Annotated in this window: 11 protein-coding genes; 6 read left to right on the top strand and 5 right to left on the bottom strand. The window is 59.6% G+C overall.

The features are described from left to right. The first annotated feature begins 3 nt into the window (after nt 1-3). Entirely contained in the window at nt 4-351 is a 348-nt protein-coding gene (locus tag AC06DS_RS07235; protein ID WP_477100365.1) for a hypothetical protein, read from the top strand. 16 nt (nt 352-367) lie between these two features. Continuing rightward, entirely contained in the window at nt 368-952 is a 585-nt protein-coding gene (coaE, locus tag AC06DS_RS07240) for a dephospho-CoA kinase (RefSeq protein ID WP_477100366.1), read from the top strand. A 3-nt stretch (nt 953-955) separates the two neighbouring features. Here coaE and AC06DS_RS07245 read toward each other — a convergent pair whose 3' ends face one another. Next, nucleotides 956-1,924, bottom strand: a complete 969-nt coding sequence (locus tag AC06DS_RS07245; RefSeq protein WP_477100367.1) for a YdcF family protein — start codon at nt 1,922-1,924, stop codon at nt 956-958. Nucleotides 1,925-2,015: 91 nt separating this feature from the next. On the opposite strand from AC06DS_RS07245, the gene uvrB reads away from it, so the two are divergent. Together uvrB and AC06DS_RS07255 are read left to right on the top strand one after the other, a co-directional pair. Next, on the top strand, nt 2,016-4,145 hold the full coding sequence (uvrB, locus tag AC06DS_RS07250; RefSeq protein WP_477100368.1) for an excinuclease ABC subunit UvrB: 2,130 nt from the start codon (nt 2,016-2,018) through the stop codon (nt 4,143-4,145). A 10-nt stretch (nt 4,146-4,155) separates the two neighbouring features. After that, on the top strand, nt 4,156-4,590 hold the full coding sequence (locus tag AC06DS_RS07255; RefSeq protein WP_293791982.1) for a universal stress protein: 435 nt from the start codon (nt 4,156-4,158) through the stop codon (nt 4,588-4,590). Nucleotides 4,591-4,599: 9 nt separating this feature from the next. Here AC06DS_RS07255 and AC06DS_RS07260 read toward each other — a convergent pair whose 3' ends face one another. The 3 genes from AC06DS_RS07260 to AC06DS_RS07270 form a co-directional block, all read right to left on the bottom strand. Next, complete coding sequence (locus AC06DS_RS07260; protein ID WP_477100369.1) at nt 4,600-6,900, bottom strand: HelD family protein; 2,301 nt, start codon at nt 6,898-6,900, stop codon at nt 4,600-4,602. Nucleotides 6,901-7,188: 288 nt separating this feature from the next. Continuing rightward, a complete protein-coding gene (locus AC06DS_RS07265) occupies nt 7,189-8,031 on the bottom strand; it encodes a DoxX family protein (RefSeq protein ID WP_293791977.1) in 843 nt (280 codons plus the stop codon). Nucleotides 8,032-8,149: 118 nt separating this feature from the next. After that, a complete protein-coding gene (locus AC06DS_RS07270; protein WP_477100370.1) occupies nt 8,150-8,836 on the bottom strand; it encodes an MBL fold metallo-hydrolase in 687 nt (228 codons plus the stop codon). Nucleotides 8,837-8,910: 74 nt separating this feature from the next. Here AC06DS_RS07270 and uvrA point away from each other — a divergent pair, with 74 nt between their 5' ends. Further along, nucleotides 8,911-11,757, top strand: coding sequence for an excinuclease ABC subunit UvrA (gene uvrA / locus AC06DS_RS07275; RefSeq protein ID WP_477100371.1), 2,847 nt, complete (start codon nt 8,911-8,913; stop codon nt 11,755-11,757). On the opposite strand, the gene AC06DS_RS07280 is transcribed toward uvrA, so the two are convergent. After that, on the bottom strand, nt 11,740-13,506 hold the full coding sequence (locus AC06DS_RS07280; protein ID WP_477100372.1) for a hypothetical protein: 1,767 nt from the start codon (nt 13,504-13,506) through the stop codon (nt 11,740-11,742). The genes uvrA and AC06DS_RS07280 overlap by 18 nt on opposite strands. 104 nt (nt 13,507-13,610) lie before the next feature. Between AC06DS_RS07280 and AC06DS_RS07285 the strand changes: the two genes are divergently transcribed. Further along, a complete protein-coding gene (locus AC06DS_RS07285; RefSeq protein WP_477100373.1) occupies nt 13,611-13,790 on the top strand; it encodes a hypothetical protein in 180 nt (59 codons plus the stop codon). Nucleotides 13,791-14,367 lie beyond the last annotated feature (577 nt).

The raw sequence follows: 14,367 nt of genomic DNA on the forward strand, positions 1-14,367 counted from the left end.
CATATGGCTAAATCCTCTCGCATCGCTTCCATCGTCGCCGCTACCTGCCTAACCTTTTCCACTGCAGCGGGACTCGCTGGTGCTGCGGACTCTGGCACTGCACCTGAGACCCTCCAGCCGCTTCCCACCGTCGAGGTGCCTGCGACGGGCAGCTCCGGCAGCTCCTCGCGAGTGCCGAAGGCATGCCAGAACCTGAATCAGCAGATTGACGAGGTGCGTAAGAAGTGGGATGCCGCCGTCGCGGAGCAGGATATCTACAAGGCCAATGCTTTGCGCGTCGATTTCGGCAACCTCGCCGCCAGCTACTACCAGTGCCGTTTGGCCGGGAACACCATTTCCGGTTCCCTGTAGCCGCTAGCATGGCTTCATGATCACAATTGGGCTAACTGGTGGAATCGGATCGGGCAAGTCAACCGTCTCGTCGCGGTTGGCGGAGCTCGGTGCTTTTATTGTTGACGCCGACCTGGTGGCGCGCGAGATCGTCGAACCAGGTCAGACAGCTTTGGCTGAGCTGGCGGAGGCCTTTGATGGGGTGTTAAACCCCGATGGAACGCTGAACCGTGCTGAGTTGGCTCGCCAGGCTTTTGCTACCCCGGAAGCCACAAAGAAGCTCAACGCGATCACCCATCCGCGTATTCGTGCGCGCACGGAGGAGCTATTCAAACAGGGCAGGGAATCGGGTGCGGAAGTATTGGTCTACGACATGCCCTTGCTCATTGAGAATGGCGAGGTGAATAAGGTCGATCATGTACTGGTGGTGGATGCTCCCGATGAGCTGCGCATCGAACGCCTCGTTCAGCACCGCGGCCTGGATGAGGACGACGCCCGGCGCCGCATCGCCGCCCAGATCGATCGGGAGACTCGCCTAAGTGCTGCAGATACGGTGTTAGACAACTCCGGCAGTTTGGAAGACCTGCTGACTCAGGTCGATGACTTCTGGGACGGGCTGTAAAACCTACCAGAAGCGGGGGATACCAGCTCCGAAGATTGGCGGAAGGCCGTCGGCTACAACTGTCTCCGGGAAGATATACAATCCCACCGCGTCGCGGTAGCGGGACATGCGTTCCTTGGCTAGGTTCCGCTGCTGCACTGGGTCGGACTTCGACGCCAGGCCATAAACGGTGGTACGGGGGCCGAAGGCGATGCGGTAGTCACTTACACCTCGGTGCAGGTGGCTATCGGTGGTCGCGATGACCAGCTGGCGAGGCAACGCCGTACTGCGGGGAGCGCTGGTGGCATGCTTGTTTATGCGAGCGAACACCTTCGCGCTGTGCCATGCGTTGCTGATGGTGGACCAGGAGTTGCCTTCCACATGAATGCGCTGTGGGGAAATGCCAGCCTTGACTAGCCAATTCTTCATCGCCTGGGCCTCTACGTGGCCATGTTCGGTCTTTCCACCCGAGGTGATGATAGGGCTAGCGGGGTGCTTTAGGGCGTAGTCCCGGGCTACCTCCAGGCGGCGCTGTAGGTTCGGGTGTACAGAACCGTCCGGGTTGAGACCATTACCGAGGACAACCACGGTTGCGCGCGGACTGGTGGACTTTCCAGGCTTTTGGACGGGAGCTTCCAATACCCTCAGGATGTGCTTGATCTCGGTACGTCGAGCTGGGGAGAGTCTAGCAAGCGCCGGGCGAGGATCCTTGTTCATGTACTGAGCGGCTATGGCAGCTGCGGAGTAGGCGTCATCAACAGTGCGGGCAGTGCGAGCCCCGCTGGGGCCCACCGGCAACAGCTCGCCAGGAATAACGACGGTGTTGGGGCCAATCGGCGCGGTGCCGGCAACGATAGGTGGAATGGCAGGTGCGGCTGTGGCAGTAGGGGTTACAGCGGGGGCGACAGACGGTGCGACAAGAGGCGCCGCAAAGAGAGTGACGGCGAGGAAAGAAGCGAGGGAAGAAAAGCGCGCACGGGAAGAGAGATTCATGTGAATTACCTTAGAGTGGCGAGGACAGATGCGCTGGGCAAAGGGAGCGAGGTAGTGAGTGCCGTCCTAGGTGACACGTAGACTGGTGCGCATGGCCTTTGCAGCAGAACGTCCAGAACTGTCGTACTCCGAGTTCCGTCCCGTGGGGGAGGTCGAGCGATCGAATGCGGAGTTCGAAGTCATCAGCGACTATCAACCCGCTGGCGATCAGCCGAAGGCGATCGAGGAACTGCACCAGCGGTTAAACAGAGGCGAGCGCGACGTGGTGCTGATGGGCGCCACCGGTACCGGTAAGTCCGCGACCGCGGCGTGGCTAATTGAGAAGGAACAGCGCCCCACCCTCGTGATGGCGCCAAACAAGACATTGGCGGCACAGCTGGCCAACGAACTGCGAAGCCTCTTGCCAAACAATGCAGTGGAATACTTCGTTTCCTACTACGACTACTACCAACCAGAGGCGTATATCGCGCAGACGGATACGTACATCGAAAAGGATTCCTCCATTAACGAAGACGTGGAGCGCCTACGCCACTCCGCGACCTCCGCGCTGTTGTCGCGCCGGGACGTGGTGGTTGTGTCCTCGGTCTCCTGCATCTACGGCCTCGGCACCCCGCAGTCTTACCTGGACCGCTCGGTGGTCTTGAAGGTCGACGAGGAGGTCGAACGCGATCGGTTCCTGCGCCTGCTGGTGGATATCCAATACTCCCGCAACGACGTCGCCTTTACCCGCGGCACCTTCCGCGTCAAGGGCGACACGGTAGACATCATCCCCGCCTACGAGGAACTGGCAGTTCGTGTGGAGTTTTTCGGAGATGATATTGATGCGCTGTACTACATCCATCCCTTGACGGGAGACGTGATTCGCCAGGTTGACGAACTGCGCATTTTCCCAGCCACTCACTATGTGGCGGGTCCGGAACGCATGGAAAAGGCTATGCAGGCGATTAAGGAGGAGCTGGCGCAGCGGCTGGAGGAGTTGGAAAACCGCGGCAAGTTGTTGGAGGCTCAGCGCCTGCGCATGCGCACCGAGTACGACCTGGAGATGATCCAACAGGTGGGCTTCACCAGCGGTATCGAAAACTACTCCCGCCACATTGACGGACGCGCGGCAGGGTCTGCGCCCGCTACGCTAATCGACTACTTCCCGGAGGACTTCCTCACCATCATCGATGAGTCACACGTGACCGTCCCACAGATCGGCGGCATGTTCGAAGGCGACATGTCCCGCAAACGCAACCTGGTGGAGCACGGATTCCGCCTTCCTAGTGCCCTGGATAACAGGCCATTGACATGGGAGGAGTTCGACGATCGTAAAGGCCAGTGCGTCTATATGTCCGCGACCCCCGGCGATTACGAGATTGCCGCCGCCCAAGGCGAATATGTGGAGCAGGTCATTCGTCCGACTGGCCTCGTGGATCCGAAGGTAGAGGTGCGTCCAACCGAAGGCCAGATCGACGATCTGATTGAGCAGATCCGTCAGCGAACCGAGAAGAACGAGCGTGTGCTGGTGACCACCCTGACCAAGCGAATGGCAGAGGACCTAACCGACTACCTGCTGGAACATGGTGTAAAGGTGCGCTACATGCACTCGGATATCGACACGCTCAAGCGCGTGGAGCTGCTGCGCCAGCTACGCCTCGGCGAATTCGACGTACTGGTCGGTATCAACCTGCTGCGTGAGGGGCTTGACCTGCCAGAAGTATCGCTGGTCGCTATTTTGGATGCGGACAAGGAGGGCTTCCTGCGATCCGAACGATCCCTGATCCAGACCATCGGTCGCGCAGCCCGCAACGTCTCGGGCGAAGTCATCATGTACGCGGACAAGGTCACTGACTCCATGCAGTACGCCATCGACGAAACGGAGCGCCGCCGTGCCAAGCAGATCGCCTACAACAAGGAGCACGGAATTGACCCGCAACCCTTGCGCAAGAAGATCGCCGATATCTTGGATCAGGTTGCGGAGCTTGAGGCAGAAGCAGGAAATGACGCCGATACCACCTCCGGTGGCAAGGGCGAATCGCCCGAAGCAGATTGGGTGCTGGTACGCGGCTCCACCGATGAGCCAATGGCACGTCCACAGCTAGAAAAGCTCATCCAAGAGATGACCGAGCAGATGAAATCGGCGGCCAAGGAGCTGAAGTTTGAACTTGCTGGTCGCTTGCGCGATGAAATTGCAGACCTAAAAAAGGAACTTCGGGGCATGATCGAAGCTGGGTTGTAAGATTGGGGTTATGTACAACACAGTCGTGGTCGGAACCGATGGGTCAGAATCTTCTTTTCTAGCAGTGCGACGTGCCGCAGGCGTGGCCGCAGCAATGAATGCAGAGCTTGTTCTGGCCAGCGCGTATGTGGGGGAGCATGCGGATACCGCGGCAAAGCAGACCACCGCTGTGGAAGGTGAAATGTCTGCGTCTGAGGTGTTGGCGTCCGCACGAAAAGAAGCTGAGGACGCAGGGGCGGCAAAGATCCGTGCGGTGCTGAAGGAAGGCGACCCGGTCGAGGCTTTGATGAGCATCGTGAAGAGCGAGGGAGCAGATCTGCTCGTGGTCGGTAACCGCGGGATCAATTCCCTGACAGGCCGACTACTGGGAAGCGTGCCTGCCGACGCTGCGCGCCAGGCGGAATGCGACGTGATGATCGTTCACACCGTAGGGATGAAAGACTAGGCCTTTAATCTAGCGCCACGGCAACGGGCGCGTGTGTACGACTGTAAGCCCCTGAGTGGCACGGGTCATTGCTACGTAGAGATCGTTGAGCCCTTGGGGGGAAGCTTCCACAATGTCTGCCGGCTCGATCAGCACAACCTCGTCGAATTCCAGCCCTTTCGCAGATGCTGTATCGACCAGCACCACTTCCGCGCCGGTGGCCTCTAACAGCTCGGCTATCGCCGACCGCAAGGCGTCCGGGGCAGCGGCAATGACACCGATCTGTCCCTCTTCGCCCGTCAGTTCACGGGCTTGCGCGATGGCCTCCCGCACTCCCTCCGACCGTGGCATCTCATCCGTGGGAACTACATAGCGCACGCCCGTGCCGGACTCTCGCAGCGCTACGGGGGCAGGTTGGGCGGGATCGATCTGCTGCAACAGAGGTGCGGCAAGATCCGCAATGTCTTTCGGTGTGCGATAGTTCACCGTCAACTGGTGCAGTTGCCAACGGTCGGCCACGAAGGGCGAGAGTGCCTCCGACCAGCTATCCACCCCACCGGGGTTGCCCGTCTGCGCTGGGTCACCGACCAACGTCATCCACTTGTTCGGCGAGCGGCGGAAAACCATCCTCCAGGCCATGTGGCTTAGCTCCTGGGCTTCGTCCACGATCACATGTCCGAAGGCCCAACGACTATCAGCTGCAGCGCGTTCGGCAGTAGTGCGCTGATCGCGTACTCGCTGACGGGCGGCGAGCGTTTCCGCGTCGATGACGTCGTAGGCCATCAGCACCTCGGGGGCGAAGCCATCGTCGAGGTCTTGGCTGGCCGAGCCGGTAAGGATGTCGAGAGCCTCCTGCGCCTCCGCGATCTTCTCCAGCCATTTTTCACGTTCCTCGGCCGCGGACTCCTCGTCGGAAACATAGCCGAGCAAGTCGATGAGTTCGTCAATGAGCGGCGCGTCGGCGTCCGTCCATTCACCGCTGGGATGAGCGGAAAGACCGCGCCAAGTGTCCTCGTCATAGTCGACGGCGATAGCCGCGGGGTTTGCATAGAGCCGCTCTAAGACCTCGATGGGGTGCAGTTCAGGCCAGAATTGCCCCAGCGCGTCCACGATCGCAGGGTCTGCGCCGAGCTCCTCACGCAGGGTGGCAATGTCCCCCTTACCCAGCAGGTTCGCGCCACCAAGCGGGTCGGCACCAATGTTTTCTCCCAAAGCCTCCGCCAGGGCGTTGAGCCCGTGGTCTAGGAAGGCCGCCCGCGCGTGGTTGTGTGGCTTCCGGCTGCGGCGAGCACGAGTGCGGGCTGAGCGCACCATCTTTGGTGTCAGCTGCACGTTGAGTCCGTCGATGCTGAGCTCGATGTCGGTGTCCGGCACGGTTTGATACGCCTTGATGGCGTCGGAAAGGATCGTCAGCATTTCCTCCGAGCCTTTCACTTCGCGCGCCAGCAGGTTCGTCTCCGGCACGGTTTTTAGGTTCGGCAGAAGGGTGCCGGGGGTCGCGAGCACCACGCCGGTTTCGCCCAAAGACGGAAGCACCTGCGAGATATAGGAAAGGAAGCGGTCATTTGGCCCGATGATCAGCACGCCAGTGTTGCTTAGTTGCTCACGCCATGTGTACAGCAGGTATGCCGCGCGGTGCAGTGCGACGGCCGTCTTGCCAGTGCCCGGTGCGCCTTGCACGACGGTTACTCCGCGGTGTTCGGCGCGGATGATCTTATCCTGCTCCGCTGCGATCGTCTCTACGATGTCCTGCATATATGGGGTGCGTGCTCTGTTGACTGCGTCGAGCAGCGCCTCTTCTTTGGCGACGCCACCTCGCGCTCCCGCCCCCGCAGAATCAGCGGGGTTTTGCGTATTGGAAAGCTGTTCGTCTGCAACGTTGCGTACTGTGCGGCCACGAGTGGTGATATGCCGTCGCGTATGTACCCCGTCGGGGTGCAGGGTGGTGGCCAGGTAGAAGGGGCGCGCCAGGGGAGCGCGCCAGTCCATAAGCAGGGTACGCATCTGCTCGTCGTCATCGTGCAACCCGATGCGCCCGATATAGCGGCGATCCAGCTTTTCGTTTCCAGGCGCGGGATTTTCCGCCTCCGGGTCTTCGACGTCGATACGTCCGAACATCAGACCAACTTCTGCAGCGGAATAGGAATCGAGGCGTTGGGCAATATCCCTTGCCTCGCGGTCGCGAACCATGAGTCCCTGCGGGTCGTCGATATCGGCTTCAAGGCGGACGGCCTTGAGGCGTTGTTCCAGTCTCTGGCGGGCGTTATCTACCCGGGAGAGGAGATCGTCGAGGTAGTTCTGCTCGGCGGCGATGTCGTTATTGGGCGCCAAGGTGGTTGCGGGTTCCCTTCTATCTAGGTCGGTGGTCTGCGGGTGTATTGCAGGCGTCTAAAGGGGTAGAGCAAGCAATCATACTCTTTTGCCTGTTGTTCGTGGCGGGAGCTCGTGCAGCGCTCGGCATTATCGCCAACTTCCTGATGCAGAACTTCGATCCACGCTAGAAGCGCCACGGCCAGAACCCCAGCCAGAACTCTAGGAAACAAGCATAAAAAAAGAACCCCTGGGCAGGGGTTCTTTTTCTTTCCCCACTACCGAGACTGGCAGAAGGAAAGAAAAGGGCTACTTTTGCAGGCGCTTTTGTGCCTTCTTGGCGCGCTTCTGAGCCTGCTTCTGTGCCTTCTGCGCACGCTTGCGCGACTTCTTAGTAGCCTTCTGAAGATCCTTCTTCAGAGCCTCGGAGTCGAAGTCATCCCACGCGCCCTGCGCCTTGGCAGCTGCGGTCTGTGCGTAATCGGAAGCCTGGTCGCCGAAGTCAGCTGCGCGCTCACGCAGGTTCTCGGCGGTTTCCTTCCACTCGTCCTGGTGCTCGTCTACATAGTCGGCAACCTTCTCCTGCACCTGACCGGCAACTTCCTTCGTCTTGGCAAAGAAGCCCTGTGCCTGGTCGGAAGCGTTAGCGGCAAAAGCCTTGGACTGGGTCTGAGCGTTCTCCAGCATCTTCTGCTGCTCGGACTTACCCGGCATTGCCTGCTGTGCGCGCCACTTCAGACCCGGCTTTCCAGCGGTGTCTGCGGAAGTGATGACGAGGCCTCCCAGCAGAGCCAGATCGGTAACCAGGCCACGGATCTCTTCCTTGCGTTCTGCACCATTGGTGGCATTCCAAAATGCGTGGCGGGACAGAGCCGTCGGGATCTGTACCGCAGCCAGGGTGGCGGCGGCCAGGCGCGGAGCCTTACCCGTTGCCAGCAGGGCAGAAGCTACAACCTTGGTGGTGCCAACGATGCGAACGGTGGATTCTGCATCGTCTGGAATCAGGCCGGCCTTATCCTGCGGCAGAACGGAACGCAGGGTGCCGTTGATGGCCTTTGCGTCCTCGGCGTACTCGTTGCTGTTCAGCAGCATCTGAGCACCGTCGACGGCAAAAGCGGATGCCAGCAAAGGGCGGGCAAGGGTACGGAACATTTGGGTCTACACACTCCTCAATCGTTGGTGGCACGACCCTTGACTAATTTTAGTCGTGCTCGATCACTCATCCAGGTTACCGGAAGTGACCACGTCCCGAGTGGAAGTACACCGCTTGCTACCAACCCCGTGCAGCCCATTCTGCAAGTTTGCCCTTTTCTGCTCCGACGGTAGTGGAGTCGCCGTGACCAGGGTGAATGCGAGTGTCCTCCGGGAGGTTGAAGATCCTGTCGCGCACGTCGCCCAGAAGCTGTTGGAATTGCTCGGGATTGTTTGTTTTTCCGACGCCACCGGGGAAAACACTGTCACCCACCCACGCTCGTGGCACGCGCCCGTCGGCCAAATCCAGCACTGCCAAGCCGCCCGGGGTGTGGCCCCGGAGCTCGACTACCTGCAAGCCGAGCTCCGGCAGCTGTGCACCAGCCAGGTCCAGTGGTTCCCGGGAACCTTCGTCGTTTCCGTACACCCGATCCGGCGCCACGGGCAGCGCCTCGGCATCCAGGCGCGGCCCGTGGTGGCGGGCGCCTGTCGCCTTTAGGACGTCTGCCAGCGCGCGAGTGTGGTCTGCATGCTGGTGAGTAGTGAGCACATCGGTGATGCGCACACCCAGCCGTTCGGCCAGGTCCAGCAGGTGTTCTGCATCATCGGCGGCATCCACCAGCAGCGCTTCGCCGTCCCGGCACAGCAACCAACAATTGTTGTCCATAGAACCCACGGTGGTAACGGCATACGTATGGGCGTCAGAACTCAAAGCCTGCACGTCCCGCGGTGCGGAAAGATGGCTAAATTCAGTAACTTGCTGCATGGCACCACACTAGCGATGTCTCGGCGATGGCGTAGACTAGCAGGGTTGATGCTTCAACAATTAAGGAGTAAATAGTGGCCGATCAGCTGATTGTCCGTGGAGCCAGCGAACACAACCTCAAGGGCGTGGATATCGACCTGCCACGCGACAAGATGATCGTGTTTACGGGCCTGTCCGGCTCGGGTAAATCCTCCCTGGCTTTCGACACGATCTTCGCAGAAGGCCAGCGCCGATACGTCGAATCTTTGAGCTCCTATGCGCGCATGTTCCTGGGGCGGATGGACAAGCCCGATGTTGAACTCATCGAGGGGCTGTCTCCAGCAGTGTCCATCGACCAAAAGTCCACAAACCGCAACCCGCGTTCGACAGTGGGCACAGTGACGGAAATCTTCGACTACCTGCGACTGCTTTATGCCCGCACCGGTACTCCGCACTGCCCGAAGTGCGGCGAGGTGATCCAGCGCCAAACTCCCCAAGAGATCGTGGATCAGATCCTCGCGATGGAACAGGGGCTGAAATTCCAGGTACTTGCGCCCGTGGTGCGTACCCGCAAGGGCGAATTCGTGGACCTTTTCGAGGATCTTTCCGCACAGGGTTATTCCCGAGTGCGCGTCGACGGCGCCGTGTACCAGCTGTCGGATCCCCCGACTCTGGAGAAGCAGGTAAAGCACGACATCGACGTAGTGGTTGACCGTCTGCAGGTTAAGGATTCCCAGAAGCAGCGTCTGACCGACTCAATCGAGACTGCGCTGAAGCTGGCCGACGGCATTGTGGCACTCGAGTTCGTCGGCCTGCCAGAGGACGACCCGAACCGCGTGCGACGCTTTTCCGAGAAGATGGCGTGCCCCAACGGCCATGCGGTGCAGCTAGAAGAGCTCGAACCGCGCACGTTCTCGTTCAACTCTCCCTACGGTGCCTGCCCCGCCTGCGACGGCTTGGGCACGCGCCTGGAGGTTGACGAGAAGCTGGTGATTCCGGACGAGGATGCGCCGGTCATTAACGCGATTGCACCGTGGGCTTCGAGTCCGAACAGTAAGTACTTCACCAAACTTGTGACTGCGCTGGGCGAGGCGATGGGCTTTGATCCTAAGTCTCCGTGGAGTGAGCTTTCGGCGGCTCACCGCAAGGCCCTCCTGAATGGCCACAAGACTCAGATCAAGGTGAGCTATCGCAATCGTTACGGTCGCTCCCGCAACTACAACGCGCCTTTCGAAGGCGTGATGCCTTTCCTTAAGCGCAAGCTCGACCAGACCGATTCCGACTGGTCGAAGGAACGCTACCGCAGCTACATGCGCGAGGTTGCATGCCCGACATGTAAGGGCACTCGCTTGAAGCCGGAGGTTCTTGCCGTAACCATCGCTGCGGGGGATCGGGAACTATCCATCGCCGAGGTGTCTGATCTTTCTATTGCCGACGCCAGTAGTTTCCTGGACAACCTGTCTCTCACCAAGCGCGAGGAGATGATCGCCGGGGCAGTTCTACGGGAGATCCAGGCGCGCCTGAAGTTCCTTTTGGACGTCGGATTGAACTACCTGTCGATGTCCCGCTCCGCGGGCACACTGTCTGGTGGCGAGGCGCAGCGTATCCGTTTGGCGACACAGATTGGTTCGGGCTTGGCGGGTGTGCTGTACGTGCTGGATGAGCCATCGATTGGCTTGCACCAGCGCGACAATGAACGTCTGATCCGTACACTGCAGCATCTGCGGGATCTGGGGAACACCTTGATCGTGGTGGAGCACGATGAGGATACGATCCGCACCGCCGACTGGCTGGTGGATATTGGTCCGCGAGCTGGCGAGTACGGCGGCGAGATTGTCTACCAGGGCGAGCCGGAGGGAATCCTTAAAGAAAAGAAGTCTCTAACCGGCCAGTACCTCTCCGGCGAGCGAATCCTCGCGGTGCCGGAAAAGCGACGTGAGATAGACAAGGGTCGCGTGTTGCAGGTACACGGGGCGCAGGAGAACAACCTGCAGAACGTGGATGTCACCCTGCCATTGGGTGTGCTGACAGTCGTGACGGGAGTGTCTGGCTCGGGTAAGTCGTCGCTGATTAATGGAATTTTGGCTAAGTCGCTGAGCAATACCCTGAACAAGGCACGCCAGGTGCCCGGCCACCACAAGAAGATCACGGGCACGGAGCACCTCGACAAGTTGGTGCAGGTGGATCAAAGCCCGATCGGGCGCACACCGCGATCCAACCCGGCCACGTACACGGGCGTGTTCGACAAGATCCGCAAGCTGTTCGCCGAGACGACGGAGGCGAAGGTCCGCGGCTATGGTCCGGGACGATTCTCCTTCAACGTGAAGGGCGGACGCTGTGAGGCCTGCCATGGCGATGGCACGCTGAAGATTGAGATGAACTTCCTGCCCGACGTGTACGTACCCTGCGAAGTGTGCGAAGGCGCCCGCTACAACCGCGAGACGCTGGAGGTCCACTACAAGGGCAAGTCCATCGCCGAGGTGCTGGATATGCCGATCTCTGAGGCTGCGGAGTTCTTTGAACCTGTGACCTCCATTTCGCGCTACCTGAATACGCTGGTGGATGTTGGACTGGGGTATGTGCGCCTGGGGCAGGCAGCAACCACCTTGTCTGGCGGTGAGGCGCAGCGCGTGAAGCTGGCCGCGGAGCTGCAGAAGCGTTCCAACGGGCGCACTGTGTACATCTTGGACGAGCCGACGACCGGCCTGCATTTCGAGGATATCCGAAAGCTCATGCTGGTAATCCAGGGGCTGGTGGACAAGGGCAACAGCGTGCTCATCATTGAACACAACCTTGATGTAATTAAGGTAGCCGACTGGATTGTGGACATGGGGCCGGAAGGTGGCTCCGGTGGCGGCACGGTGGTTGCCGAGGGAACCCCGGAGCAGGTTGCAACGGTGGAGGCCTCCCATACAGGCCGTTATCTACGGCCGATGCTCTGATCCAGGACTTGGCTGCTGAGGCTGTGCCGGACGCTGTGGCTGCTGGGGCTGCTGAGGTTGTGCCGGACGCTGGGGCTGTTGGGGCTGCTGAGCATGGGGCGGAACAGGGGAACCCGTCGGGGCCGCGGGTTCCATATGCGTAGCGGGCACCTGAGCGTTCGTTTGGATGTTTGTAATGCCATTGCTCTTGTTCGGCTTTTCGCGCGTAACCGCCGCAATGAGCAGTACCATGCCGCAGATCAGGAACGCCAGCGCCTGCACCAATCCACCCAGAACGGAGAGGTCATAGAACACGAGCTTTCCGGTGGCGATGATTGCCAGGATCAATCCCAGCTTCGAGTTGTTGCGGTACAGCAGATATACCGCACCCAACATCCAGCTGACGGAGATAAAAACATGGGCGATCATGAACGACAGCTTTGTAGCCGAGATGGCCATTGCAACCGCGGGAACCGCCGACGAAGCCAAGACGAGTGTGACTCCGCCGATACACATAAGAATCAATTCGGGATTGACCGTCGCACCGGGGGCTTCCCGACCGGCAATGCCCTGTAGACCCGAATCCAAGAGGTACTTATGCCGGTAAGCCAAGGCCACGGAAAGCGCCAGGCTGGTGACGAGCACGATCGCGGAGTCCGGGATGCGCATGTTGTCTGCCTCAACCCAGCTTTGCGGGGCATAGGTGAACACCACCAAGAACGAGCAGACCAATGAGATCCAGGCCACGGCCTTATGTATCCGCGGCAGTCCCCATACAATTGCAGCGGAGTACAGCAGCAAGGCCACGGCGATTGCTACGGTCGAGTATTTCAGAAGCTGGACGCCCCCGAGGTTTTCATAGCTGAGCGCGTAGAGTTTTTGCCAACGGAAGAAGCTGATGACAAAGATGATCGGCAGCGTTCCCGCGGCGATCGAAAACAGGAAGGACGTAGCCACGGTCGGAGGCAGTGGAGCGTTTGCTGTGTAATGGGAGTCGACTTTGTAAATGGCTCCGTTGAAGTGCGCGATGAGGTAGGCAAAAAGTGTTACCACCGAGATAAAGGCAATGCTTCCCCAAGAGTCGTGGCTGCTAAGGATAAGGACAGGAACCACTACGACGGCAATGACACTACTGATGTGAAGCTGGCGCGTAGCCCATGGTGGTACGAAGCTGATGATCGCAATCAGGGTGAATCCAACCACGCCAAGCAGGAACGTTGTGAGGACGAATGGGGCACTCATGAACAGCGCGGCCATGTATGTGATCGTCGCGGTGATTTGTAGCTTGAACCATGGCCGTCCCCAGCGAGCAGCAAAGCCGCAGATAGCGGCAGCCAAGAGGCTACCCGCGAAGTAGCCATTGTGGATCTCTCGCTGTGTCATTTGGTCGGCGGGGAACATCGAAAGGAAGCCGGCGGCTATTGGAACGATGAAAAGTGGGGCAAAGGCGGTGATGATGACCGCCAGAACCTCCTTCTTCCACGTATACGCAAGCCCCAAGGCAGCTGCGCATATGACCACTGTCAGGACACTGCCGAGCGCTTCACCGAACCAATTCAATTGGAACACCGAAACCCACAGATCAGCTAAGCCACCCAGCGTGGCAACGACAAGCAGTGCCGATGCGCCGACTCCGTCCGGCTGTCGCCGGTGGATCATGGTAGAAGCAAGTGCCAGGCCTCCACAGAGGACAGCAGCGAGGACGACGGCGGCTTCTGGGCTTAGAACGCCAGAAGCATAGGCCAGCAGAGCCAGGAAGGTAAGACCCACGACGGTGATCGAACCGCCGATAATCGCTAGCAGGCGAGTAACCAGATCCTCCTTTTCCCACCACTGCTTTAGCCTATTGACAGCAACCGGTTGGGGAGCGGGACGTGGTTGAGGGTGCGGTTGTTGTCTCTGCGGTTGTTGCCCCTGCGGTTGAGCTTGCCCTCGTTGAGGTTGCTGACGCTCCGGCTTGCTCTGCTGAGGAGGTCCCTGCTGTGGCCGGGGAGATTGCATTGATGGGGTTGCCGCCACCGGACGTGTCGGGTGGGGCGGCTGCGTCGGTATAGGTCGTGGTGGCTGTACCTGCTGGGGTGGCTGTGTTCGCTGCGGTGGTTGGGTCTGTTGCGGTGGCTGCGTGCGCTGAGGTGGCTGTGTGCGTTGAGGCTGTACCGGGGAGGAGAGCCGTGCGTGCGGAGAGGGAACTTGCGTGGCATGTTTGGGTTGTGGGGCGGCAGCGGCTTGTGGCGTCGCTAGCTTCTGCTGATTAACAGCAACCTCGCGCAGAAGAGCGAACAGCTGTGCCTGGACCTTCGCATGCGTTTGCGCAACATCCTCGATGCGCTGCACCAGATCGGATGGTTTATTGTCGGAACTAGACCCGTTCAAGTGCCTTCTATCCTGATTGTTCTTAGAATCATTCATGTCATAAAAGTCGCTTTTCTTTGGTCAGCCCCGTGCCTAGGGATCAGATCGGATAGGGCATTTTGTGTTCTATTGGTTACTTGTTATACTTCCAGGTACTACCGTCTCGTTCCGTTCATTTGGGACATTTTGTTTCAGGCAGTTTGTTTGAAACGCATTGCTCCAAGGAATTGGAAACGGGCTGCAAGTGGAGGTTCCTTCTCCCACCTAGAGACCGCCTTA

The sequence above is a fragment of the Corynebacterium sp. TUM25015 genome (assembly GCF_056393505.1).